Annotated in this window: 25 protein-coding genes and 1 pseudogene; 12 read left to right on the plus strand and 14 right to left on the minus strand. The window is 61.8% G+C overall.

Going from position 1 to position 23,535, the window contains the following annotated elements:
- Positions 1–24: 24 nt before the first annotated feature.
- The 4 genes from C453_RS06770 to C453_RS06785 are packed head-to-tail and all read right to left on the minus strand — an operon-like array spanning position 25 to position 4,015.
- Complete coding sequence (locus C453_RS06770) at positions 25–354, minus strand: hypothetical protein (RefSeq protein WP_008323508.1); 330 nt, start codon at positions 352–354, stop codon at positions 25–27.
- A gap of 50 nt (positions 355–404) precedes the next feature.
- On the minus strand, positions 405–2,942 hold the full coding sequence (locus C453_RS06775; RefSeq protein ID WP_008323509.1) for a heavy metal translocating P-type ATPase: 2,538 nt from the start codon (positions 2,940–2,942) through the stop codon (positions 405–407).
- A 2-nt stretch (positions 2,943–2,944) separates the two neighbouring features.
- Positions 2,945–3,739 carry a sulfite exporter TauE/SafE family protein gene (locus C453_RS06780; protein ID WP_008323510.1) on the minus strand — a complete coding sequence of 265 codons (795 nt, stop codon included), beginning with the start codon at positions 3,737–3,739 and terminating at the stop codon, positions 2,945–2,947.
- A gap of 57 nt (positions 3,740–3,796) precedes the next feature.
- Complete coding sequence (locus tag C453_RS06785; RefSeq protein WP_008323511.1) at positions 3,797–4,015, minus strand: hypothetical protein; 219 nt, start codon at positions 4,013–4,015, stop codon at positions 3,797–3,799.
- Positions 4,016–4,201: 186 nt separating this feature from the next.
- Here C453_RS06785 and C453_RS06790 point away from each other — a divergent pair, with 186 nt between their 5' ends.
- From C453_RS06790 to C453_RS06835, 11 genes and pseudogenes are all read left to right on the plus strand, one after another.
- Positions 4,202–4,405: a hypothetical protein gene (locus C453_RS06790; protein ID WP_007538964.1), complete on the plus strand. Its 204-nt coding sequence runs from the start codon at positions 4,202–4,204 to the stop codon at positions 4,403–4,405.
- A 1-nt stretch (position 4,406) separates the two neighbouring features.
- Positions 4,407–4,940 (plus strand): cytochrome c oxidase subunit II, encoded by a 534-nt coding sequence (locus tag C453_RS06795; RefSeq protein WP_008323513.1) that lies wholly within the window; start codon positions 4,407–4,409, stop codon positions 4,938–4,940.
- Complete coding sequence (locus C453_RS06800; protein WP_008323514.1) at positions 4,940–6,712, plus strand: b(o/a)3-type cytochrome-c oxidase subunit 1; 1,773 nt, start codon at positions 4,940–4,942, stop codon at positions 6,710–6,712. The genes C453_RS06795 and C453_RS06800 overlap by 1 nt, the downstream gene beginning before the upstream one ends.
- A complete protein-coding gene (locus C453_RS06805) occupies positions 6,709–6,906 on the plus strand; it encodes a hypothetical protein (protein WP_007538970.1) in 198 nt (65 codons plus the stop codon). The genes C453_RS06800 and C453_RS06805 overlap by 4 nt, the downstream gene beginning before the upstream one ends.
- A gap of 318 nt (positions 6,907–7,224) precedes the next feature.
- On the plus strand, positions 7,225–8,760 hold the full coding sequence (locus C453_RS20660) for an eCIS core domain-containing protein (protein WP_008323515.1): 1,536 nt from the start codon (positions 7,225–7,227) through the stop codon (positions 8,758–8,760).
- Between the two features lies 1 nt (position 8,761).
- Positions 8,762–9,190, plus strand: coding sequence for a hypothetical protein (locus tag C453_RS06815; protein WP_008323516.1), 429 nt, complete (start codon positions 8,762–8,764; stop codon positions 9,188–9,190).
- A 6-nt stretch (positions 9,191–9,196) separates the two neighbouring features.
- Positions 9,197–9,532, plus strand: a pseudogene (locus C453_RS20570) (eCIS core domain-containing protein); the annotation flags it as partial.
- A complete protein-coding gene (locus tag C453_RS20665) occupies positions 9,508–9,876 on the plus strand; it encodes a colicin D domain-containing protein (protein WP_241430709.1) in 369 nt (122 codons plus the stop codon). The pseudogene C453_RS20570 and the gene C453_RS20665, both read left to right, overlap by 25 nt.
- 10 nt (positions 9,877–9,886) lie before the next feature.
- Positions 9,887–10,180 (plus strand): colicin immunity domain-containing protein, encoded by a 294-nt coding sequence (locus tag C453_RS06825; protein ID WP_008323518.1) that lies wholly within the window; start codon positions 9,887–9,889, stop codon positions 10,178–10,180.
- Between the two features lie 89 nt (positions 10,181–10,269).
- On the plus strand, positions 10,270–10,488 hold the full coding sequence (locus C453_RS06830; RefSeq protein WP_008323519.1) for a hypothetical protein: 219 nt from the start codon (positions 10,270–10,272) through the stop codon (positions 10,486–10,488).
- Between the two features lie 104 nt (positions 10,489–10,592).
- Entirely contained in the window at positions 10,593–11,024 is a 432-nt protein-coding gene (locus C453_RS06835) for a universal stress protein (RefSeq protein WP_008323520.1), read from the plus strand.
- Positions 11,025–11,048: 24 nt separating this feature from the next.
- Here the strand turns inward: C453_RS06835 and C453_RS06840 are convergent, their stop codons facing one another.
- Entirely contained in the window at positions 11,049–12,134 is a 1,086-nt protein-coding gene (locus tag C453_RS06840; RefSeq protein WP_008323521.1) for a S1C family serine protease, read from the minus strand.
- Between the two features lie 189 nt (positions 12,135–12,323).
- Here C453_RS06840 and C453_RS06845 point away from each other — a divergent pair, with 189 nt between their 5' ends.
- A complete protein-coding gene (locus C453_RS06845) occupies positions 12,324–12,983 on the plus strand; it encodes a bifunctional 4-hydroxy-2-oxoglutarate aldolase/2-dehydro-3-deoxy-phosphogluconate aldolase (RefSeq protein ID WP_008323522.1) in 660 nt (219 codons plus the stop codon).
- Positions 12,984–13,001: 18 nt separating this feature from the next.
- On the opposite strand, the gene C453_RS06850 is transcribed toward C453_RS06845, so the two are convergent.
- From C453_RS06850 to C453_RS06890, 9 genes are all read right to left on the minus strand, one after another.
- Positions 13,002–13,697, minus strand: a complete 696-nt coding sequence (locus tag C453_RS06850) for a carbonic anhydrase (RefSeq protein ID WP_008323523.1) — start codon at positions 13,695–13,697, stop codon at positions 13,002–13,004.
- A gap of 95 nt (positions 13,698–13,792) precedes the next feature.
- Entirely contained in the window at positions 13,793–16,285 is a 2,493-nt protein-coding gene (locus tag C453_RS06855) for a DUF2309 domain-containing protein (RefSeq protein WP_008323525.1), read from the minus strand.
- Complete coding sequence (locus C453_RS06860) at positions 16,275–17,762, minus strand: proton-conducting transporter transmembrane domain-containing protein (RefSeq protein WP_008323527.1); 1,488 nt, start codon at positions 17,760–17,762, stop codon at positions 16,275–16,277. The genes C453_RS06855 and C453_RS06860 overlap by 11 nt, the downstream gene beginning before the upstream one ends.
- 403 nt (positions 17,763–18,165) lie before the next feature.
- Complete coding sequence (locus C453_RS06865) at positions 18,166–18,648, minus strand: Lrp/AsnC family transcriptional regulator (protein WP_008323528.1); 483 nt, start codon at positions 18,646–18,648, stop codon at positions 18,166–18,168.
- Between the two features lie 45 nt (positions 18,649–18,693).
- Positions 18,694–20,460 carry a PH domain-containing protein gene (locus C453_RS06870; protein ID WP_008323529.1) on the minus strand — a complete coding sequence of 589 codons (1,767 nt, stop codon included), beginning with the start codon at positions 20,458–20,460 and terminating at the stop codon, positions 18,694–18,696.
- Positions 20,457–20,921, minus strand: coding sequence for a PH domain-containing protein (locus C453_RS06875; RefSeq protein WP_008323530.1), 465 nt, complete (start codon positions 20,919–20,921; stop codon positions 20,457–20,459). Before C453_RS06875 ends, C453_RS06870 begins: the two co-directional genes overlap by 4 nt.
- Before the next feature lie 74 nt (positions 20,922–20,995).
- Positions 20,996–21,760 carry a DUF7260 family protein gene (locus C453_RS06880; protein WP_008323531.1) on the minus strand — a complete coding sequence of 255 codons (765 nt, stop codon included), beginning with the start codon at positions 21,758–21,760 and terminating at the stop codon, positions 20,996–20,998.
- Complete coding sequence (locus C453_RS06885) at positions 21,751–22,749, minus strand: metallophosphoesterase family protein (RefSeq protein WP_008323532.1); 999 nt, start codon at positions 22,747–22,749, stop codon at positions 21,751–21,753. Before C453_RS06885 ends, C453_RS06880 begins: the two co-directional genes overlap by 10 nt.
- A gap of 272 nt (positions 22,750–23,021) precedes the next feature.
- Positions 23,022–23,468 carry a hypothetical protein gene (locus C453_RS06890; RefSeq protein WP_008323533.1) on the minus strand — a complete coding sequence of 149 codons (447 nt, stop codon included), beginning with the start codon at positions 23,466–23,468 and terminating at the stop codon, positions 23,022–23,024.
- Positions 23,469–23,535 lie beyond the last annotated feature (67 nt).

Consider the following 23,535-nt stretch of genomic DNA (forward strand, 5'->3'; position numbering starts at 1 on the left):
CTAGTTAGGCAGGAACCTGATAAGTCAGTCGTTGGTGAACGATTCGAGTTCCGATTCCAGTGACCCACCGAGACGGTCGAGGGCGTCCTGTGCGGCCGCCGCGACAGCCTCGGGGTCTCGGAACGAATCGCCGACGCCGGATTCACGGCGGTGCCACTCGCCGCCCGCCCGGGCGAAGATATCGACCCACCAGTAGAGTGTGAGTCCGCGTGAGAACTCCGTGATAGTGACGCGGAAACGACTGTCTGGCGACTCGTAGACGACTTGTGACCGGGGGTCGTCGACGCTCGCGTCCACGTCGAGTTCGACGGTCCACCCCTCCGGAAGTGAGAGTGAGAAGGGGTCGTCTGTCATCGTTCGTGAACGAACGACACGCAGTGACTTGACTAATGCGCTCGCGGCAGTTAGTCGAGCGAGCGAGACGAGTTGGCGACGACGAGCAGGCTCGACGTACCCATGGCGATGGCGGCGAAAAGCGGATTGAGGACGCCGAGCACCGCGAGCGGAATGGCGACCGCGTTGTAGCCGAACGCCCACGTCAGGTTCCCGCGAATGCGGCGGTTCACCCCGGCCGACAGCGAGAACACTTCGGGGACCGCGTCGATGTTGCGGCCGACGAGCACCGCGTCCGCGGCGTCTCCAGCGATGTCCGTCCCGGTCCCGAGTGCGATGCCAATGTCGGCGGCCGCGAGCGCCGGGGCGTCGTTGCTCCCGTCGCCGACCATCGCGACCGTCCCGCGATTGCGGAGGCGGTCTACCGTCTCGGCTTTCGCCTCCGGGGGAACGCCGGCGAACACGTCGGTCACGTCCGGGTGGTCGCGGAAGCGGCGCGCGGCGCGCTCGGAATCCCCAGTCAGAACGACCACGTCGCGCCGGCCGTCGTCGGCGACGGCGGCGACCACGTCGTCCCACTCGTCTCGCGGTTCGTCGCCGACCACGAGGACGGCCTGTGCGCTGTCTCTCCGACCGACGACGACCGGGACTGCACCCTCTTCGCGGGCAGCGTCGATTGCGGCGGTGAGGGTCTCACCGATTGCCATGCCCTCGTCTCGAAGGAGTGCCGGGTGACCGACGACGACTCGCTCGCCCTTGGCGGCACCTGTGTCATCTTCGGACCCTTCGGCGACTCCTGTGCCGTCTTCGCCTTCGACGACACCTATGTCGCCTCCGGCTCCTCTGACCCACTCGACGACGCCCGAGACTCCCCTGTCGTGGACAGTCACGGCGTCGGCGGGGAGGTCGGGAACGTCGAGGTCGCGCCCCTCGGCCGCCTCGACGACAGCCGTCGCGAGCGGGTGCGCGGAGAAGCGTTCCAGCGCGGCGGCCGCTTCGAGGGCAGAATCGGCGTCGGAGTCGTTCTCGGTGCCGCTCTCGGCGTCTCCACCAGTCTCGACCCGCAGGACCGCCATATCGCCGTCAGTCAGCGTTCCCGTCTTGTCGAAGACGACCACGTCGACGTCCGGAACGGCCTCGAAGACGGCTTCCGAGGCGACGACGATGCCGCGACTCGCTGCCGTCTTGATACCCGAGGCGACCGCCAGCGGGGTTGCGAGTCCCAGCGCACACGGACACGAGACGATAAGAACCGTCAGGCCGACGAGGAGTGCCGCAGTCGCCGACTGGCCGCCGTAGAGCGTCAAGCCGAAGGCGACCACCGCGAGGACGAGCACCGTCGGGACGAAGATAGTCGCCAGTTTGTCTGCGAGGCGCTGGACGCCCGAGCGGGCGCTCTGGATGTCCCAGAGCAGTTCGACCAGTCGGTCGAGCGTGCTGGTCGCGTCCTCGCCGACTTCCACGACCAGCGGGCGGTCGGTGACGACAGTCCCGCCGAGCACCTCGTCGCCGGGGCGTTTGGTTCGGGGCATGGACTCTCCCGTGACGAGTGCTTCGTCGACGGCGGCGGTCCCCTCGGCGATGGTCCCATCGACTGGGACGCGCTCGCCGGGGCGGACCTCGACCGCGTCGCCGGGTTCGAGGTCGTCCACTGGGACTGTCTCGACACCCTCGGCGGTGCGGCGGCGAGCTTCTGAGACGCGAGACGCCGCGAGGTCCGAGAGCATGCCGGCCGCCTTGCGCTTGATGCGGTCTTCGTAGTAGTTTCCGAGCGTCACGACGAGGATGATGGCGACGGTCACGTCGAAGTAGACGTGGCTCTCACCGAGGACGACTGCGGCAGTCGAGTAGACGTACGCGCTGGTCGCCGCGAGTGAGACGAGCAGGTCCATGTTCGGTTGGCCCGCGCGGAGGCTGACGACGGCCCCGCGAAGGATGGGAAAGCCCGTGTAGAAAAAGACGATAGAGGTCATAAGCCAGATGTTGCCGAGGATGTACATCCCATCGAAGAAGCCGAGTTCGACGACCGGTGAGATGCCGACGTACGTCGGGTAGAGAAACAGGACGTACCACATCATCACCATCATCCCGAAGACGCCGCCGCCGATGACGAAGCGCGCGACCTGATTGTCGCTTCGCTCGGCAGCCGCTCGTTCTTCTGGGTCACGGGTGCCGTACCCGTAGCGTGCGAGTGTCGACGAGAGGTCGTCGAGGTCGGTCTGTTCCGGGTCGTACGAGACCCGAACCATGTCGCTTGCGTAGCTCGCATCCGCGGCGTAGACACCTTCGCAGTTTCGGGCCGTCCCTGAGACGAACGCCTCACAGGTCGCACAGTGCATCCCGTCGACGGCCATGTAGGTTCGCTCGGCTCCGTCGGGGACGGTCTCTTCTTCTCCGGCGAGTTCGCGTTCGACGGTCTCGGGGTCTGCCGTGGCAGCATCGCCGAGCGTGCGCGTGATTTCGAGACACCCGCGACAGCAGAACGCCCCGTCTACGTCGTCGCCCGTAATCGGTGGCGACGGAGTTGGGAGGCCACAGAGGTCGCAGCCGTCGGTATCGATGTCATCTGACTGGCCAGCAGACCGACGGGGCTGCGTTTTGGTCGCCATCGTCACCCCAACGGTTGGTAGAAGGGAACGTGAAGGTGTGGGACCATGACGCCGAGGAGCATCAGCCCGTGGGAAAGCGGGATGTATCCGAGGACGAGGAACGACGCACCCAGTGCGCGGTGGAGCGTCTTGCGCCGCCGCGCAGACACCTGTCCGAGGAGCGTCCCGTAGAGGAACAGCGTCGGTATCGTCCCGAGGCCGAGCAGTCCGAGCAAGGCAGCCGACCGGACTGGCGCGCCCGTCGCGAACGCATAGAGGTACGCCGGGTAGATGATTGGACACGGGAGCAGGCCGTGTATCGCGCCGAGTCCGAGGATTCGTGGTCCGCCGACGAGGCGGTCGACGCGAGCTGTCGCCCACCCACTGATGCGACCGAAGAGGCGGGTGACGGGAGCGGGCGTGAATCGGTCCATCGCGCTCGACCGACCGACGAGATAGCCGACACCAGTGAGGATGATGGCACTCCCGACGAGCAGGCCCATCGTTCCACGAACACCGGTTCCGAAGAGCGAAAGCGCGTCGACCGCCCCGAAAAGCAGACTTCCGGCGAGGGCGAAGGTGGCACCGAGTGCCGCGTAGCTCAGTGCCCGGCCGACGTTGAACAGGGCGTGCTGTCGAACTTGAAAGAGCGTGAGTGAGTCAGTCTGCTCGCGCTCGCTCAGTCTGTCGGCGTAGACGCTCACGAGCGGACCGCACATCCCCAGACAGTGCGCACCGCCGAGTAGTCCGACGAAGAGGAACGCAATCGCTTCCGGCGACTCTGCGACCCACGTGGGGGCGGTAATGCCGCCGTCCATCATGCTCTCGTCCCTCCGGTGTACACCGTGCTACCGACCACCATTCTCCCGGCCATCTCAGGCTGTGTGTTCGTGTTCGTGGTCCGGTTCGTGGTTACTCTCGTGTCCGTGTCCACCCTCTGTCGGACTCATAAGCAGGTAGATGACAGTGGAGATGATGAGGACGTTGACAGCCGTGACGACCCCTGCGAGGGGGTTTTTCGTCACGCCGAAGACGATTGCTGGCAGGAGCGCGACCAGTGCGACCGTTCCGGCACGGCGCGGAGTGAGTTCCATATCAGTGAGTTACTGTGGGTACTGTTTCGGATTTCGCCGATTCTAACACCGTGAGAATAGGGTCTTATCTTGAAGTCTTGGTCATACCCAACACCGGGTATGGCCGTTGATTCGACAACAGAGGGGAGCACCGCGTCCCCTACCTCTGACGACTCCGACTTGGTCGGTGATGGAGGGGTAAACGTGGTGGACCAGAGCGGCTCTGAGCCGCCTACTGATTCTATCGTCGGGACGGCCGACGACAGCATCGTCCGCGAAATTGGGCACGACGAATTCGACCCAGTTGGGACGCTCATACTCGTCCTCATCTACATGGCCATCCTCCTGGGGATGTGGGTGTTTATGTACTTCGTCGAGTTCCTGGGTCGCGGCGTGACGGTGGTGGGCTAAGATGGAGATTCACGCCTACGAGAAACTCTGGTTGGCGCTGGCACTCGTCCTCATCGTCGGGTTCATCGGCACCATCACCTACGGTGCCGCCGGCGCAGGTATCGAGATGATAGACGACAAGGGTGGCACCGTCGACCCGGCGACGCTCGACGACCACCCGAAGTTCGGTGACCCCGGCATCGAGAAGACCGGCGAGAACAGCTACGACGTGTATCTCGTCGCTCGCCAGTTCGTCTTCGAACCCGGAACGTCCGAACCGCTCCGCGTTCCCGAGGGAAGTACCGTCACGTTCCACGTGACTGCTGCTGACGTCATCCACGGATTCGACGTCGTCGGGACGAACGCCAACACGATGGCGATTCCCGGGCAGGTCGCCGAGTTCACTGTTCGATTCGAAGAACAGGGGGAGTACGGGATTGTGTGTAACGAATACTGTGGGTCGGGCCACCACGTGATGGAAGGGTCCATAGTCGTGATGGAACAGAGTGAATTCGACAGTTGGTACGCAGAACAAAACCAGGAGGGAGAGAACTGATGGCGACCGCATCTGGTAACGAACCGCTGTTCGTCGAGCGGTTCCCCGACGAGGCAGCCGTCGCGAGAGCGAACCTGCTCGTCGCGTTCGTCGCCCTCGGTATCGGGGCATTCTTCGGTCTCGTCCAGGCACTCCACCGGACCGATATCCTCCGAATCATCGACTCGGCAGACTACTACACGCTGTTGACCGGTCACGGCGTGCTCTTGGCCATCGTGTTTACTATCTTCGGCCTTGCAGCGTTCTTCCACTGGGCGACCGCACGGAGTCTCGACCAACCCGCGGTGAGTAGTCTCTTCTCGTGGGCGTGGTTTGGACTGATGACGACTGGGTCGGTTCTCGCCTCAGTTGCCATTCTCGGCGGACTGGTCCCAAGTCTCGGAATTAGCGCAGACGTGCTGTTTACCTTCTACGCGCCACTGCAGGCACACCCGATATTCTACATCGGACTGGCGATGTTCATCGTCGGAACGTGGCTTTCGGGTGCCGACTGGTTCCTCTCGTACCGCGCGTGGCGTGAAGACAACCCTAACGAGCGAATCCCACTGCAGGCCTTCATGGTGCTGACCACGATGATTATGTGGTACATCGCCACCGTCGGCGTGGCCGTGTCGGTGGTGTTCTTCCTCATCCCGTGGTCCCTTGGCCTCATCGAGAGCGTCAACCCGCTTTTGACCAGAACGCTGTTTTGGTTCTTCGGCCACCCAATCGTGTACTTCTGGCTCATGCCAGCGTACATGATGTGGTACACTGTCCTGCCGAAACTTGCTGGTGGCCGCCTGTTCAGTGACCCGCTCGCACGCGTGGTGTTCCTGTTGTTCCTCCTGCTTTCGACCCCGGTCGGCATCCACCACCAGTACCTCGACCCGGGTATCGCAGAGGGCTTCAAGTTCATCGCCATGACGAACACGATGTTCCTCCTGCTCCCGTCGCTTCTGACGGCGTTCACCGCAGTCGCGAGCATCGAACACGGTGCGCGACAGCGCGGCGGTGAGGGCTATCTCAGCTGGCTCGGTGCGCTCCCGTGGCGTGACCCTGCGTTCGCCGGAATGGCGTTCGCTGGCCTCATCTTCGCCGCCGGTGGCTTCTCGGGCATGATCAACGCCGGGATGAACATCAACTACCTCATCCACAACTCGCTTTGGGTCCCCGGCCACTTCCACATGACCGTCGGAACGGCGGTCGCACTGACCTTCATGGCTGCTGCGTACTGGCTCGTCCCGCAGCTCACGGGCACGAAGCTCTACAGCCGCCCGATTGGACTCTTGCAGGTCGTCCTGTGGTTCGTCGGCATGGTCTTCATGTCGAACGCGATGCACCGCGCCGGTCTCGCCGGGATTCCGCGGCGGACCGCCGAACCGCAGTACCAGAACTTCGACTTCGTGACGCCCATCGGCAGCATCTTCGAGCTTCGCGTCCAGATTGCCTTCGGCGGGCTGCTGTTGTTCCTGTCGGTGGTGTTGTTCCTCTTCAACATGCTCCTGACCGCGTTCGGTGAGAAATCCGAGCGCCCGGTCGACGAGTACCTCCCGGAACCCCTCTCTGGGCCAGAGGGAAGCCCGCGCGTCCTCGACAACCTCGGACTGTGGACCGGTATCGCCGTCGTCCTCGTCATTCTCGCCTACACACTCCCGATTGCGGGCATCATCCAAAACGGCGGAGGACTGTTCGGCGGCGGGCTGCCCGTCCCAGTTACGGTGTTCCCCGACGTAGAGATAGTGAAGACAGTTCTCGCAGGTGCGTTTGCCGCGCTCGCGGGGGTGTTACTATGAGATTCACCAAAGCACAAGCGCTCATACTGATCGCGTTCAGCATTCCGGTCGCCATCGAACTCCGCACGGTCGCAGGGTTCTTCAACTACGACCTCCCCCTCATCGGGGTCGTCGTAATCGAGTTCCTGTTCCTCGCCCTGCTGTTCGTCCTGTACGGACTGTACGGCGAGAAGTCAACTCCCGCGGCTCAATAACTGGCCTCTGAGTTCGACCCCCATTCTACCCTGTCCCGAGCCGCCTCACCCTGACCCGCCTCACCTCGCGGAGTCGGGGCCGGCGTCAAGGACGACTATTTTTCTGACACCTGTCCCAGGTAGCAACTAGGTACTGTCTATTTAGTGACCACCTTGACTGGCCTCAGGTCTACTCACCCCTCGCTTCTCAAACTGATTTCTAGGGGCAGTTCTTTCGCGGATCGAGGTACACAGACTCCGGCACCTTCATGAGATATATTTTAATATTTCATTCAGGCAACAAACAATATATAGGGTGGTTATCAAGTGTGTGGTAAGATGGGATTTCGCTCTGCGAAAGAGAAGACGAGCGAGGGCCAACAGTCCTCGACCGTCCCGTCGATTCAGGAGTTGACAGGTGGGTCCGACCGCAGTCGCGGTGGAGGTGAGTCACTACCGGCGCAGGACAGTGAAGCTGGGTTCGGACTTGAAGCGTATCGCCCCGGGATGGACGTTCAGGTTCAACGCCTCGTCGAGAGCCACGGTGCCAGCCAAGTGCGGCAGTGGGCCGACGAGGGAATGACCGTGGACACGATGGGCAAACCGCGGGACATGCGACAGTTCCGCGAGCGTCAGAAAGAACGCCCAGCCGAGGTGCCGAAAGATATCGAACGCCGGAACGCGAAATCGGTCCAGCGCAGCCGCAACGCACATCACGAGGCGTCGAAGGCTGGCGATTCGCAGGTGCCCGATAGCGTTCGGGACGTGATTTCGTCGCCCGGCCAACAGCTCGATAGCTCGATTCAACAAACCATCGAGGAGCGCATGGGCGATTCGCTCGGTGACGTGCGAATTCACACTGGCCCGCAGGCCGCCAAAGCCTGTCAGGATATCAACGCTCGTGCGTTCACTGTCGGGAATCACATCGCGTTCAATCACGGTGAGTACGACCCGAATTCGGCAGAAGGTCAGCACGTGCTGGCTCACGAACTCGCACACGTTCGCCAGCAGACCGGCGGGGCGGTGTCGATGCTGCCCCAAGAAGGGCTGGAGTTAGAGATCGATCCGGATCCACAGTTAGAGCGGGAGGCCGAGGAAACCGCTCAGCGCGTGATGCGCGGTGGGGAACTCGGGGTTCACCGGATGCGCCACTCGGAGGTGCACGTTCAGCGTATGCCCTCCAAGTCCGGTCGTGATGATGTCTCGTCTCTCTCGGCACTTCGTGAGATGGGAGTGAGCGAAGAGCTAATCGGGCAGATACGGCAAGAGGTTGACCCAAACGATCATACTGTGTTCATCAGAGATATTAAACTAATAGTTGATGAATCCACCAAGGACGTTGGGAGTGACCAAGGAGAGGTAGGTGAAATACTATCCTCTGAAAAGGGATTGTCCAAACGATTAGCCGAGAAACAAATGACTGAGACGAGTGACATAGAGAATCTCACCACTATCCCAATGCCAAATACGTTCACGAAAGGCGTTGATATTCAGTGTCCCAATGGAGAGAATCCGGAGTATGACAAAGTATTATTGAACGAGGAAACAGGAGAGGTATCTCACGTCGTCGAAGAGAAAACAGGCGGTGGAATCAGCTCAAAAGCTGATAGAGCCATTTTACAGGCCGAAGATAATCTGAGAACTATACAAGAAGAAGGCATCAATCAGATACTTAACGACAAGTGGATGGATGATGCCCTCATATCTGGGCTCTCGAAGGAGGATTTTGAGAATGCTTCTGCTTGCGCGATTGTCCCGAAAGGGATGGACAACAGTGAGACAGCAGACAATATAAGCGAGGATCAAATAATGGAGTATCGGTGGAACCCGGTCGAGTTCAACCTCATGTACAAAGTAGTAAACGAGGTGAAGTGAGATGGGTACGTTCAGTTTGATAGTTCCTGAAGATGAACAGACCATAGAAATCGGGAAAGCCTGTTACCGGTTTCACATAGACCACTCTCAGTACGATAGTGATAAGTCACCAGAGGAGTTGCGTGACTACCGAAATTTCAAAGAGAAAATGAACGAGAACGAGAGATTCATGGTGTACGAAAAGGCATCTCACACAATTGTAGACGCCGCAGAACCCCCCATTCAACACGTCTTTGACGAGTACCGCGACGATGAGTTTGTCGTCCACGACTCAGAAGGGCTATCGAGATTTGTTGAGGCATTAGAGGCAGCTCGTGAGAATCTGGATTCAGATGGAGGAATCATAGACGTGCGTGACAGAAAAATCGAGAAGTGTATCAACATTATCCTGTTCGCAAGAGAGAATAACTACGGGATTTCGTATTCGTAGGTGGATGACGTACGGATTCACACCAGATCTTCAGTCGCCAAAGCGTGTAAGGACATCAACTCCCGAGCGTTCACCGTTGGCAATCACGTCGCCTTCAACGCTGGAGAGTACGATCCCGAGAGTGCCGAGGGCCAACACGTTTTAGCCTACGAACTCGCGCACGTCCGCCGGCAAACCCAGGGGCAGTGTCGATGCTCCCGCAAAAAGGTGAATTAGAGATTGACCCAGACCTGCGCTTAGAGCGTGAGGCCGAAGAGACTGCCGAGCAGGTGATGCGCGGTGGAAAGTTGGGCATTCATCGAATGCGACACTCCGAGGTGCACGTTCAACGAGCGAAGGACTTGGAGCATGGCAAAAGTGGTAGGGACGACAGAGAGGGAATCGCCAGTGAATTAGAGTTCCCAGACCGTCAGCTCCAGAAAAAATTCAAACATGCCAAACGCTTCGGAGTAAATGGAAGCTGGAATAAAGAAAATAAAAACCGATTCAATATGGCGTTGATAAATCACATCGAAAGCCCTGATACAGAACGGATTTCTGGAACATATCGCGGTGAGAAAGTGTTCCACTTCTATAACTCAGAAACGAAAAACAACGTCATTACAACAAGAGACGGGGAGTTCATCTCCGGATGGACACTCAGTAACAAACAAGAAGAGCACCTAACAAAAAGTGGAGACCTGTGAGGACCTACCGATGAACGATAAAGACATAATACAAAAGTATTCGAAGCTCATTCAGCGATTCATCCAAAACGAAACGACTGCAAGTGAATTTTCTGATGAATATCTGGATGAATTCATAGAAGAAGACGGAGAGTTCTCTGAGGAAACGTATGAAATTTTGCAGAATATGTTTGCGGAAGCCGAGGCATATTGTGAAAACCCAGAGCTACGCGGGGAGAGAGATATTGGCGAAGCGGAGTTGCGAAACGTGGCGACTGAAACCGCAACCAAACTAGAGCAGAGGCTGAAAGACACCGACTGTTGAAGCAACTCTCGGTGACCGAAGATAGTTTCCCGCACTCTGGGAACCAGTCTGCGTATATATGGGGTATTCTGGACTACGTATAGCTGACCATGAAGCTCGACGTGATGAAGGTCGGAATCGGCGTCGCGGTCGTCATCGGACTTGTCCTGACGGGCGTCGCCGGATACGCACTGTTCGCAACGCTCGGCGGTATCTCGGGGCTGACTATCGCGCCCGAACTGCTCGTGAGCATCGTCTTCGGCGTGCTGCTCGTCGCGGCCGCCGCCAGCGTCTCGAAAATCGCTCCGACGCCGCGCACCCGCGTCTAATACCGCCGGAAGCACGTTCGTAACCTCCATTCTCCGCGACCCGACTCACTGAACGGTGCAACTCGGTCGCCACAGCAATGACACTGCCAGACCAATCGACAGTCATGTACGAAACAGTCCTCGTTCCGACCGACGGGAGTGCTCGGTCGCGTGCCGCCGCCCGTCGCGCTATCGACCTCGCGGCGACCTACGGAGCCACGGTTCAGGCCCTCTCGGTCATCGACGCCAGCGACCTTGGCCTGTGGACGTCTGCTGACGTTCCAGTCGACCGAGTACAGGCCAGCCTCAGAGACGCCGCCGAGATGGCGGTCGAAGAAATCGACGTGCTCACAGCAGAGTCCGACGTTCCCTGCGAGACGACACTCCGAATCGGCGTCCCGCATCGAGAGATTCTGGACGCTGTCGAGGAGGGCGGTGCTGACATCGTCGTGATGGCGACCCACGGCCGAACTGGGTTAGAACACGCCCTCCTCGGTAGTACGACAGAGCGAGTCGTCCGACTCGCTGATGTGCCCGTGTTGACCGTCCGAGAGTGACACCGGACCTGCTGAATCGACTGACTACTCGATTGGAATTCGACTGCCGCCGTCGCCGTCACGGTCGCGGCCGCCAGCAACGGGTCGCTCGTCGAGTTCGACCACGAGCGTCGCCGGGTCGCCGTCGCGGTAGACGTCCACGGCGACTGGCTCTCCGGGCCGGGTCTCGGTGATGAGATAGCGCATCAACTCCTCGTGTGTCCGAACTGGGTTGCCTTCGATTGCGACGATAACGTCGCCGCCGACGGGAATCTCGGCTCCACGGTGGGCAACTGCCTCGTGGCAGCCGTTCAGGAACGCCTCACCGCCGTCCGGGCCGACCGCGTTCACGACGAGGACGCCCCGCGGCGCGTCGAGACCGTTCGCTTCGGCCACTGTCGGCGTCACGTCGAGGGTGCGAGCGCGGAGGTAGGAGTGTCGATATCGGCCATCGGAGACGAGGTCCGGGACGATGCGCGAGGCGATTGCTGGGGAGATTGCGAATCCGATGTTGTCGCCCTGTTTCGCGCGGTTGACGCCGACGACTTCGTAGGCTATGTCGCCGTCGTGGTCGCCGTCGTCGTTGTCACTCTCGTCACCCATGCCGCCGTCACCGTCGCCGCCGACTTTCCGACCGACGAGGGGGCCGCCGGAGTTTCCGGGGTTGATGGGCGCGTCCGTCTGGACGACGTCAGGGATTGCGAAGCCGTTCGAGGTCGGAAGCGAGCGATTCGACCCGGAGACGATACCGGCCGAGATGGAACCGTCGAGACCGAGGGGATTGCCGAGCGCGGCGACTTGCCGACCGGGTGCGGGGTTCTGCGTAGCGAGCGGGAGCGAGCCAACGCTAGCGGGGAGGTCGTCGACGGCGACGACTGCGAGGTCCGTGTAGGCGTCCGTGCCGACCACGTCGCCGACGCGCCACGTGCCGTCTGCGAACCGGAGTTCGACACGGCCCGTGTCGCTGCCGTCAGCGAGTCGAGCGACGTGGTCGTTGGTCACGAGATGCTGGTCGTCGTAGACGAAGGCGCTCCCCGCACCGCCAGGGCGTCGCCGGCCGCCGACGTAGACGGAGACGACTGACGGAATCACGTCGCGATACAGTCCTTCGAAGTCGATAGGTGTGGACATGGTGGGGCGTCGATAGAGCGACATCTCGCCGTCTCGACCGGCGCTTACCTCGGGTTAGTGTCCGACAGATTTGAGGATGTCGTGTGGTGACACTGTACAAGGACGTTGCGCAGACAGAACGTCGCACCCAGTCACAATTCGGCCGCCACCGCCCTTTTTAATACCATCTGTAGTAAATATCGGGTCGAAATGGTCGCACTCGACGTACACGAGGACATGCAACGAATCGCCGACAGCGGTGTCGTCGCTGTGATGCGAGGCGCGGACGCGGACACCATCATCCAGGTCGCAGACGCCCTCCACGAAGGCGGCGTCACTGCCTACGAAATCACCGCCGACAATCCCGACGCGATGGACCTCATCAGCGAGGTGTCGGCGTCGTTCTCTGACGACGAGGCAATCGTCGGCGCGGGGACGGTCCTCGACGCGCCGACTGCCAACGCTGCGATTCAGGCCGGCGCGGAGTTCGTCGTCGGCCCGAACTTCGACGAGGGCGTCGTCGAGACGTGCAACCGCTACGGAACCATCGTCGCGCCGGGAATTATGACACCGACCGAAGCCGTCACCGCCTACGAGGCGGGCGCGGACCTCGTGAAGGTCTTCCCGGCGTCGTCGCTCGGACCTGGCCACCTCAAGAGCATGAAGGGCCCGCTCCCGCAGATTCCGATGATGCCGACCGGTGGCGTCGGCCTCGACAACGCCGCGGACTACATCGACGCCGGTGCGGTCGTCGTCGGCGCAGGTGGCGCGCTCATGGACGACGAGGCTATCGAAAACGGCGACTTCGAATCCATCACGGAGACGGCCCGCGAATTCTCGCAGATTATCGACGACGCCCGAGCCGAGTAACCGAATCGAGTCGCCGGATTACCGAATCGATTTTATCCGGTCTGCGAACTCGTCTGGGACCCACTCAACGATGGTCTCGGGGTCCGAATCACCGTTCGCGGCGACGAGGTACGCCGCACCGTCTTCGTCGCCGTAGGCGCGCTGGAAGTCGTAGACGAAGCCCCAGCAGTCGGTCGATTCGGGAACCTCGTCACTCTCGGTGAGAAACTCCACTTGCCGGACGACGACGTACTCGACCAGACGGTTGACGGCGTCGTCAGTCGGCGTCTCTTCGTCGAAGATTCCCAATTCTCGTGCCTCTTCGACGAGCGGAACGAGACGCGAGACGGCGGCTTCGACGGCCACCGGAAGGTCGTTCGCGCCGTCACCGACGACGAACTCGTAGGCTGCTGTGATTCCGCCGCAGCCCGTGTGTCCGAGGACGACGATATCTGAGACGCCGAGTGAGGCGACTGCGTAGCCGACGACGTCGTTGACGACGAGTTGACCGTCGACCTCGGTCCACACTTGATTGGCGACGTTGACCGATTTGAAGAGTTCCCCCGCCTTGTCGGTGTTCCAAAGTGCTTCGACTGGAACACGAGAGTCCGAGCACCCGATGGTGACCACTTGTGGCGTTTGCCTGTCTCGAAGCCCCTCGAAGTAATCTGCGTCGAGGTGCTCGACGTGGTATTTGTTTCCAGCCACGAGCGATTCCAGAACCGAATTCGCCATTACGTCATACTAACGCTCTTCTGACGTAAATAGCTTCGACGGGGCGAACAGTCACCGCAAGACTCCATCCGAACGGACGGCCGGCAGCCACCCAATCAGTCGTCTGCGGCGGGTGGCGCGGCACGTTCGGCAGTCAGTTCGGGCTCTTCGGTCGCGTCACGTCCACGTTTGTCGGCCGTCTCAGCAGCGACCCACGTCAGGTCCTCGTCGTACTCGAATGCAGTGTCGTTCTGTGTCGGGTCCACGACAGTCAGCGAGAGCCAGCCGTTGTCCAGCAGTTCAGTGACGGCGGCGTTCGATTCGAGGACGGACGTCACACGGTCGACCGGGGCGTGAATCACCGTCGAGAGGCGCAGCGGTTGGTGGTATGGGTCGTCGTCGGCCGCCTTGACTGACTGGAGTGGCAGCCCCGTCATCAGGTCTCCACCGTTCCCTTGGTAGACGCCGACGTTGCCGACCGGGTTGTGAGTAATCTTCGACCCGCTCCCGTAGACCGCGTTGTCCACGGTCGAGAAGTAGTACTGCATGTTTATCCACTGGGTGACGACCATGGGGCCGGACACGATGGCCGCGAGGGCCTCACCGGAGTCGTCGTCCCGCCAGTCGTAGGAGTGGAGGAACGACCGACCATCGAGGTCGAGACCCTCCGTCAGCGACCGGGGGCCGATGACGAAGCCCGCGTTGCCAGCGAGTCCCCATTCGGGGCGCGTCTCGGCCCAGTCCGCGGCGCGGCGTTCAGCCTCCCGAGTCCCCGGTTCGGACGCGTCCATCGTCTCTGTCCGCTCTGCAGCCGCACCAGCTCTGGCGGTTTCGAGGTCCGAGCGGAGCTGTTCGAGGTCTGCTTCGTGGCTCTCGGGAACAGGCCCGGTAAAGAGCGACACGTCGTCCGTCGTCGTGTTGTGTTCGCCAGCGACGAAGACGGTGTCCGACGGGATGTCGAACCCGCGGTCGCGGAGTTCGGCCTTGACCTCGTCGTCGTTACAGATGGCCGCAAGGACACGAGCACTCGGTCCGCCAGCGTTGCCGGCACAGGCACCGCAGTCGAGACTGGACTCGAACGGGTTGTTCGCAGTCTGGCTGGCGTGGCCGACGAACGCGACGATGCGCGCGAACTCGTCCCATCCCATGAGTTCGAACGCGGTCTCGGCGTACTCGACTTTCTCCGCCGTGGACAGACCTTGTGGCAGGTCCGCGTCGGCGGCCGAGTCCTCGTCGAGTGCCGGTTCGCAGAAGTCTGCGTGGGAGGGGACCCGCTCTGACGCGCCGGTGAGGAAGTCGTACACGCGTGACGGGAAGAGCGTCCGCGCCGTGAGGGCTGCCCCGTAGCCGACGCCGGTACTCTCGACGAAACTGAACACGGTCGCCGCGTTCGAGGTGAGTGATTTGAGGACGTTCCCAGCGGCACTGGTCGTGTTCGTCCACGTGTCGTAGCGGTCGTGTTCGTGGTCGCATCCCTCGGCCGGGCGGTCGGCGACGTAGTGTTGTGCGTCGAGAATCGGCGGGCAGGCGTCTATCGCGACGTTGGAGTCGTAGGCTTCGTAGCGCATCGGAACCCCGAAAAAGCCCGCGTAGCCGTAGGTCTCGTAGGCACCGGCGTCCTCGATGTGCCGACGGATGACTTCCGAGCGCGTGTCGATACAGAAGACGAGTTGTGCATCCGGGCGACCACCGTCTTCGAGGGCGATGGCTGGCTCGTCCCCTTCGGCCGCGGCTGGCGAGTGCTTTTGGTCGGCAATCGCCTCGACCAGTTCGGTGCGGTAGGTGGTCTCCCACGCGTCCAGCCAGATTTCGGGAAGCGGGACGTCGTCGTGTTGGTGGCTGCGTTCAGACTGCGTCGATTCTGCCGCAGCATCCGTCGGACCGAGTGGCGCATCGAAGAGGTCTGTGAGAACCATCCTGACGGCCAGATACTCCGTGAGTGTGATGGGATAGTTAGCCTGCCAGTCGCCACCGTTGTCGGCCCGCTGTTTGATGAACCCGGTCCACCCCGGCAACCGTCCGAGGTGGAACTCGAAGAGGTCTACCAACTGGTCGCGCGGGTACGCGGAGACAATCTGGTCGATTGCCTCCGTCGGGTCGTCGGGGTAGGTGGCGACGGCGCTCGGGTCGGGAAGCGACCCATCGTGGCGTGCCACGGACTGAAACGCGGCGTAGAACCCGCGTTCACGGTTCGGCATCGGCCACGAAGCGTGTCCCTCGTCGAGGAAGGCGGCGAGCCATTTCGTCAAAACCGTATCGACGACATCGTGTTGACTCGACTCGTCGTCGTCCTCGGCGGCCGACTCCGTTTGGTCCTCCATGCGCGACAAGAGAGTCGATGGGTCCTCATCGTAGCCGTGGTCGCGTAGTTCGCGCCGAAGCGTCTCCCGGTCGATTTGGCCCGTTTCGAGTGCGGCGCGGAACACGTCTGCACTCGGGTAGCCGCGGCCGCCGAACAGGTGTTCGGCCTGTTCGACGGCCTCGTGGAACGGGCGGTCTTCGAACCCGCTGAGTGGGTTCGCCGTCACGAAGGAGTGAAGCGGCCAGACCGACCCGACGCTGGTTGCTGCCTGTTCGATGGTGTCGCGAATCGTTTCGTTAGTACTCATTGTACTCCTCTCTGGTTGTTACGGTCGTTCCGGGCGCGGGCCGCGTCGCATTCACGAGTGCCATGTACAACCGAGTGCTGCGCCGGTAGACGCCACTCTCGATGGTGACGTACGCCAAGGCGAACGCCGCGGCGACGACGACGTGAACGAGCGTCAGTTCGGTCGGGGCCGTGACGAACGGAACCCCGACTAACGCGTGTTCGATGGTCTTGTAGACAAACGCGTACAGCCCGATTGCCGGCAGGAACACGAGCGGAATCGCTCCGAACCGAAGGACCGTCGGGAGCGCCGCGTGGCGTATCGTCTCACGCGTGGCGTGCATCGTGGTCAGCACGACGAGTCCCGCGAGCAGCAATCCGCTATCGAAGGCGGTTCCCTCACCGGTCGTGACGGCGAACAGGGCACCGCCCGCGAGTGCCGTCAGGATGGTCACCGAGAATCCGATGACTCCCACCGATTGTTTCGCGGCGTACTTCCCATCGGGGCTTCCCTGTTCGACGGTACCTCCCGCGGAGAGGAACTGATACGCTTTGTAGAACCCGTGGAGGATGAGGTGGGTGATGGCGGCACCGAAGAAGCCCAGTCCCGCCTGCATGAACATGAACCCCATCTGTCCGACGGTCGAACAGCCGAGTTTCCCCTTGACGTCCGTCTGGACCGTCTTGAGGAGCTTTCCGACGAGGGCACTCGTCGCGCCCACGACCACGATTGCCAGCATGAAGCCGCGGTCGACAGTGACGACCGGCGCGAACCGGAGTAACAGGATACCGCCCGCGTTGACGAATCCCGCGTGCATCAGTGCCGACGCGGGTGTCGGCGCTGTCATCGACGACAGTAACCACGTGTGGAACGGGAGCAGTGCGGACTGAATCATCGCCGCCAACAGGAGCATCGCAACCGCAAACAGAACGGCCCCGGTGGGTGCAATCTCCGCCGAGGCGACGGCGGAGACAGTCGATGCACCGGTTTCCCACCACAACGTCGCGAAGGCGACTGCCAGCAGTGCACTGCTCCCCGCGAAGTACCGACGTGCGTGTGCAGCCGCCGTCCGAGCGTGCGGCCAAGAGTCGACGTGGCCGATGAGGTTGGCCATCACGAGGCCCATCGTTAGCCACAGCACCGCGAACACGGCAAGCGAGTCCGTCGCGACCAGTGTCATCACGACGAGCGTGAACGCGAAGACGTTGCCGAAGAACTTGTTGAGCGCGCTGTCTCCGGCCATGTAGCGCCGCGAGTAGCTGTGGACGATTCCGCTGAAGAACGTCACGACCACCCACATCACGACTGTCAGCCCATCGACGGAGAACAGTCCCAGAAGCGACCAGTTCTCGGAACCGGACAGTCGGAGGGAAGCTACCACGAGACTCGCCACCCACAGAAGCCACACGACTCGCGTGAGAACTTGGGGGAGTTGCGGCGTCGCCGTCGTCGTCTTCGGTAGCGATCCGACCCGAGTAAATCTCGTCTCGTCTGTCATCGTTTTGGGCTATGGCAGTCCGTGAGTCCCGCTCGACGTGAGTGGGTCAATCACTTACTGTCCTCTTCTTGCCTATAGCACGAACACATTCACTATTAAACTCTTCTATCCGAACAATTTGTTCTCTAGATTGCCTATGAAAGAACATTATGGTCTGTGGTGGCAATTACCAAACGTGTGCGAGAGTCCTGGCGAGAAACTCTGTCCACCGGCTACGCTCCGTCTCAGCCTCGTTTACCGTCCAACGCCATCCGTGCCAGATTTCGAAACTCGTGCTGAATTCACAAACAGTTCGAGTTTTGGCTCAATCTCAAGCAAATCGTTCGCCGAACACGGGACGGGAGAAAACGCAGTCGTTCGCAGTGACCCTGTGCGACCAGTTACGCCGCGCGACCAGTCGCAGTCACTCGGTCGTCGAGGACTCGTCGCCCTTGAACCCGCCGAACGGCGTCGTCTTGTGGCTTCGAACGAGTACCTCGTCGGCGACGGTCAATCCGAGGTCAAGCAGTTCCTGTGCGACCGGTGTGACGTCGTCGTCGTTTTCGCCGATGACGGTGACGAGGAGGTTCTTCTCGCCGGTGACGAGTTCCTGCACCGAGACGACGCCGTCGATAGCGAGGATGTCGTCGATTATGGCTCCGCGCTCGGGTATCGGAGCAGTACAGAACAGCAGCATCCGAAGCGGATAGCCAGAGGCCTGATAGTCGATTTCGGCGCGGTATCCCTTGATGACAGACCGGTCTTCGAGGCGCTGGATTCGCTTTCGGACCGTGCTGCCCGAGGTCCCCGCCCGCTCGGCAATGTCGCCGGACGACATGTTTCGAGCGTCCTCCTGCAGCGCGTGGAGAATTGCGCTGTCCACGTCGTCGATGTCGTTGCTGGCCATGTCAGTACGTACGCAGGACCGGAGAAAGGCATTTTGCTCCGTTGGTCAACGGTCGTTCGAATCGGAGCCCGAGCGGTCTTCGACAGCAGCCTCGCCTTCTTCGTCGGGAGCCTCCACATCGTCGCCCCAGAGGAAGGAATCGTCTGTATCCGTCGACTCGGTGGGCGTCTCCGTCGCCCCGTCGTCGGTTGGCGTCTCAGTTGGCTCGTCATCGGTCTGCGTCTCGGTCGCCCGGTCGTCGGTGGACGTCTCAGTTGGCCCGTCGTCGTCCGGTTCGGATTCGTCCGTCGCGTCGACACTGACGCCGAGGGCGGCCTGTCGTGCACGGCGGCGCTCTTCGCGGCGTTCCGCCAGTGCATCTCTGAGCCTGTCGTTCAACGTCTCGCGCAGGTCGACTGCGTCATCGCCACCGATATCGACGGCCGCGGCGTCGCCACCGACGAGCGAGAGGCTACCTGCAGTGTCTGCGGTCACGGTGGCGACGCGCCAGCGACGCTGGAAAATCGTTCGGGTGTCGATAATCGTCTGAATCCGATAGTACGGGACGAAGCGCGTCTCGCGCTTCCAGAAGCCGTTTCGAGTGACCACGTGGTCATCGGTCAGTCCGTAGCCGCGATGTCGCCACTGATAGACTCCGGCGACGATAGCGACCGGGACGAGCGCGAGTGGGACGTACCACGGAATCGCTCTGTCGAGAAGCGTGTTCGCACCGAACAGGGCGAGCGCGATTGCCCCGAGCGCGAGCGAGTAGCGGACGGCGTAGCGGCGTCGGATTCGTTTCGGTGGGCGCTCGTAGGTCGGTTCAGCCACGCCTTCGAGGTCGTCTACGAGCGAGCGGACGCGCTCGCGCCGGGCGAGGGGAATCGCTGCTTCCGACCCGCGACCGACGCTCGACCCGTTTCGGCTGTCACCGCTGGGGGCGTATCCCGCGGTTTCGATGAGGAGCGTCGCGAATCCGAAGTGCCGCTTGAGCGGGTTGTCTTCGATGGTGAGCGTCTGGAGTTTGTCGAGCGGAATCGACCCGTTGTAACGCTGCAGGAGACCGCGTTCGTACTGGAGTTCGTCGCCGACGCGAGTCAGTCGGAAGTCGTAGTAGTTGACCACGGCGCGGATGAACCCGGCACCCCACGAGACGAGCGCGACGAGGAGGACCAGTCCCCCGAGTCCAACTGCCGTGGCGACGACCCCACTGGTCGGGAGGGGAACGTCGATGTACGACGAGGCGACGGGAAACGCAGAGGTCACGAAGACGAAGACGAGGCCGGGCAGTCGCAGGTCGAACGAGAGGGCACCGACGATAGCCAGTTCCCGCGGGGCCAACTCGAACAGGACTTCGCGGTCGGGTTCGGTCGCCTCCCCCGCCGACTCACCGCGTTTCAGTCGGGCGACTTCCGTCTGGATGCGGAGTGCCTCGTCGTACGCGACGAAGCGGAGACTGCCTTCGGTCTCGCCACCGCCGGCGGTTTCGAGGTTCACCGCCGCGATGCCGAAGAGACGTTGGGCGACGTTCCGCGAGATATCGACGTTCTGGATGCGTCGATAGGGAATCTCGCGATTTCGGCGACCGAAGACGCCGGAGCGAATGTCGAAGGTGTCGGGCGTGAGTTCGTACTCGAATCGCTGGTAGTAGGCGAATTCGTAGCCCGCGATGGCGAGCACGAGCGAGCCGAGGAGGATGATGCCGCCGAACGCACCCAGAAAGCCGCCGAAGGCTGCCCCGCCGGAGAAGACGAAGAACGCGACGGCGAACACGATGCTGACGCTTCGCTGGGCCGCCCGGTACGGAACAGAGAGTGGCGACAGATGGGTCATACCGCGTCGTCGCCCTCGGCGCGGATGGCGAGTCGCTTCAGTCGTTCCTGCAGGTCTTCAGCCCCGTCTGGTGTGAGACCGGGAATCGACACGTCGGCACCGCGGGAACCGGCAGTGTAGACGATGGTTGAAGCCAACCCGGCGAGCCGTTCGATAGGGCCGCGGGCGGAATCGACGTGCTGGATGCGGACGAACGGGACGACAGTGTTGACCTTCGTGAAGACGCCGCGTTGGAGATACAGCGAGTCGTCGCGGAGTTCGTACCGCCACGCACGGTACCGAAGCAAGGCAAAGCCGACGCCAGTGACGAGGAAAAACCCGCCGGTGACGACCGGTGCGTAGATAGGAATCGAAAATGGAGCGAACAGGACTCCAGCACCCGTGAGACCGCCGACGACGAGTGCGACCACGACTGCGCGGGCGACCCAGAGAAGTCGAATACGAGGATGGAGACGGTTCACAGAGACACCTCCACGAGCGAGAGCATACACTCGGGCGTAGTCGTGTGACGCTAAATATCTGTGGCCGAATCGGCCTACGGTGTCGCGGCGAGGCGTCTCTCGACCCGCCGAAGCGCCTCGGTTAGCGTCTCGCCGACCGCCGCCAACGTCGAGAGAACCGGGTACCGAACGGAGAGGTCCTGATAGAGGTACTCGGCGACGTCCGGCACGAGTGACGACAGCTCCCGTCGGTGGTCGGCAATCGTCTGCTGACGAGTGGCTGCGAGCTCGTCGACACGGGTCTGGAGTCGACAGACGTTCTCGCGAACCGCCAGCAACTCGTTGAAGCTCCGCTCAGACAGCGGTTTGTCGTCGAGGAAAGACAGGCGGTTACAGAGCGTCGAAATTTCGTCGGCCATCGATTCGACCGATTCGAACTCCCCATCGACGATATCGACGAACTCCATTCGGTCGGCGACTGCTTCTGTCGCAGCAGAGGCAACGGTCTGCCGGAGTGCGGGCGAGAAGACGGTCGCCGATTGGAACGCGGCAGCGACGTCCGGTCCGAACTCTGCTGCGAGACTGTCGGCGAACGGGTCACCGTACTCTTCGTCGTAGTGCGGCACCGACATCACAGTTCGTTCGTACGCCCGACGAACGCGCGTGAGCGACCCATCGGTCGCTTGCTGGTGTCCGATGAGTGGGGGCGTCGAGGCCGCCGAGGCCGTCGGAGCTGTGGCTTTCAGCTTTCCGACCTCACGTTTGAATGCACGGAACGCCTCTCGCTCGTCGACACAGCGCCGACGCTCGCGTCGGAGCGCCCGTTTTGCGGCCTCCAGACTATCGAGGCTTACCGCCATCGAACCGCCCCCGGAACGTCCGCCCCGACGACTCGGTTCGGCGGGGTTCGCTCGTCGACGAGCGGGAGCGACGAGAGGAGTCCGCGGTCGGCATGGGCCGCGATTCCCTGCCCGTGTGCATTTCCGCTGGATGCGAGTGTGTAGGCTTCGGCCATCCCCTTCGGCCCGGCGAGCGGTACGAGTCGAACTGTCGTTCCCTCGCGGTCGACCTCGACGAGGAGGAACGATTGCGGGAACGAACTCGTCGCGGGCGCGATGAGTTCGCGGACGCCGTCGCGGACGGCAGTGGCCGGCCAATGGATGTGTCCCGAAAAGGCGAGGGGGACACCGTGGTCGGCGAGAATTCCGGTCAACTCGTCGGCGTTGCGAAGTTGGTAGAAATCGGCGTCAGGGAACTGCCCCGTGTGCTGGCGCGGGTGAAACAGATTGTGATGGAGGAAGACGATGGAGGCCGACGCGTCAGTGAGGTGGTCGTCCAACCAATCGAGGTGCTGGGCTGGGATGACTCCCTCGTGGGTGTCAGAAAGTGGGCGCTCGGACCCGCCGCTGGCGGAGTCGAGGCCGACGATGTCGAGACCGCCGAGGCGACACGCGAACGGAAGCGAGCCGTCAGCGTACCGTCTCGCGAACGTATCGGGAGCTATCGCCTCGTGGTCGTCCCACTCTTTCGGCACGTCGTGGTTGCCCGGAACTGAGGCCCACGGCTCCGGGAGGTCGGCGAGAATCTCGTCGACCACGTCATACTCGGCAGGGCGTCCGTCACGCGTCAAATCGCCGAGAAGGATGGTCCCGTCTACGTCGAGGTCGCGGATGGTCGAGACGGCCGTTCGAAGGCGGTTTTCGGTCCGGTGGTAGACTTTCCACGTCCCGGAACCCGTCGGCGTGACATGCGGGTCGGAGACAACGGCGAGGCGAGTCGGCGTTCGCGAGACCGGACGAGCGAGACGAGCGAGAACCGGACCCGGCGTGTGCGGGTGGGCGGTTCTCATCGGTCTATTGTCCGTGTATAAGTCCCGAGTTCGGTCGCACGATGCACACGGATGCTCCCCGATTCCCGGCACAACTCGATTTGAAGTGACGTTTCAAGGACGTCAGTCACATCGTCCTCTGGCATACACGAATACCCATTCGAGGCAGGGTAGTAAACATATCGTATAAAATATATATTTTAGAATGTAGCTATTGATAAACTACGTAGTACTACAGAGACGGGTGTAGAAAGCGGCATGAAGCGTCTGAAAACGAAGGTCGTGAGGTCCGATTAGGAGACGAGGAGACCAGCGATGACGAGCAGGGCGGTGGCGACGAACGCGGCCCCGAGATAGAACGGCGCAGCGTCGTCTGCCGGGGTTCGGACTTTCTTCTCGGCAAGTCCGCTCTTTGCCTTGCTTCCGCCGATTTCGACGAGTCCGGTCACGACGAGCCAGAGACCGAGCATCCCAATCACGAGGTGCCCACGAGACGACCCGAGCAACGTCTCGACGGTGTAGCGCGTTCCGGCGAGGTGGCCGCCGGTGACGAACATCAGGAGGGAACCGACGCGCGACCCCATCGTCAGTCGGGAGATAACAGACTCGAATGCCGCGGCGCGGATGTTTCCGGCCCGAGCGGTCGGGAGTACGCCGACGGCGAAAAAGAGGACGCTCCCCATCCAGAGTCCGCCGACGAGCATGTGGACTGTGGCCATCACAGTGTCGATAAGTGCCATGTCCGACGGGTTAGTTCACCGAGTCTTGAAGGTTTCACCTTCGATTCGGGTTTGCGTCGCCTCAGAA

Origin of the sequence: Haloferax elongans ATCC BAA-1513 (assembly GCF_000336755.1) — an archaeon.
GTDB lineage: Archaea > Halobacteriota > Halobacteria > Halobacteriales > Haloferacaceae > Haloferax > Haloferax elongans.

Coding starts and splice junctions, on each gene's coding strand:
- C453_RS06770 (WP_008323508.1), bottom strand. CDS start 354: ATGACAGACGACCCCTTCTCACTCTCACTTCCGGAGGGGTGGACCGTC.
- C453_RS06775 (WP_008323509.1), bottom strand. CDS start 2,942: ATGGCGACCAAAACGCAGCCCCGTCGGTCTGCTGGCCAGTCAGATGAC.
- C453_RS06780 (WP_008323510.1), bottom strand. CDS start 3,739: ATGGACGGCGGCATTACCGCCCCCACGTGGGTCGCAGAGTCGCCGGAA.
- C453_RS06785 (WP_008323511.1), bottom strand. CDS start 4,015: ATGGAACTCACTCCGCGCCGTGCCGGAACGGTCGCACTGGTCGCGCTC.
- C453_RS06795 (WP_008323513.1), top strand. CDS start 4,407: ATGGAGATTCACGCCTACGAGAAACTCTGGTTGGCGCTGGCACTCGTC.
- C453_RS06800 (WP_008323514.1), top strand. CDS start 4,940: ATGGCGACCGCATCTGGTAACGAACCGCTGTTCGTCGAGCGGTTCCCC.
- C453_RS06805 (WP_007538970.1), top strand. CDS start 6,709: ATGAGATTCACCAAAGCACAAGCGCTCATACTGATCGCGTTCAGCATT.
- C453_RS20660 (WP_008323515.1), top strand. CDS start 7,225: ATGGGATTTCGCTCTGCGAAAGAGAAGACGAGCGAGGGCCAACAGTCC.
- C453_RS06815 (WP_008323516.1), top strand. CDS start 8,762: ATGGGTACGTTCAGTTTGATAGTTCCTGAAGATGAACAGACCATAGAA.
- C453_RS06825 (WP_008323518.1), top strand. CDS start 9,887: ATGAACGATAAAGACATAATACAAAAGTATTCGAAGCTCATTCAGCGA.
- C453_RS06830 (WP_008323519.1), top strand. CDS start 10,270: ATGAAGCTCGACGTGATGAAGGTCGGAATCGGCGTCGCGGTCGTCATC.
- C453_RS06835 (WP_008323520.1), top strand. CDS start 10,593: ATGTACGAAACAGTCCTCGTTCCGACCGACGGGAGTGCTCGGTCGCGT.
- C453_RS06840 (WP_008323521.1), bottom strand. CDS start 12,134: ATGTCCACACCTATCGACTTCGAAGGACTGTATCGCGACGTGATTCCG.
- C453_RS06845 (WP_008323522.1), top strand. CDS start 12,324: ATGGTCGCACTCGACGTACACGAGGACATGCAACGAATCGCCGACAGC.
- C453_RS06850 (WP_008323523.1), bottom strand. CDS start 13,697: ATGGCGAATTCGGTTCTGGAATCGCTCGTGGCTGGAAACAAATACCAC.
- C453_RS06855 (WP_008323525.1), bottom strand. CDS start 16,285: ATGAGTACTAACGAAACGATTCGCGACACCATCGAACAGGCAGCAACC.
- C453_RS06860 (WP_008323527.1), bottom strand. CDS start 17,762: ATGACAGACGAGACGAGATTTACTCGGGTCGGATCGCTACCGAAGACG.
- C453_RS06865 (WP_008323528.1), bottom strand. CDS start 18,648: ATGGCCAGCAACGACATCGACGACGTGGACAGCGCAATTCTCCACGCG.
- C453_RS06870 (WP_008323529.1), bottom strand. CDS start 20,460: ATGACCCATCTGTCGCCACTCTCTGTTCCGTACCGGGCGGCCCAGCGA.
- C453_RS06880 (WP_008323531.1), bottom strand. CDS start 21,760: ATGGCGGTAAGCCTCGATAGTCTGGAGGCCGCAAAACGGGCGCTCCGA.
- C453_RS06885 (WP_008323532.1), bottom strand. CDS start 22,749: ATGAGAACCGCCCACCCGCACACGCCGGGTCCGGTTCTCGCTCGTCTC.
- C453_RS06890 (WP_008323533.1), bottom strand. CDS start 23,468: ATGGCACTTATCGACACTGTGATGGCCACAGTCCACATGCTCGTCGGC.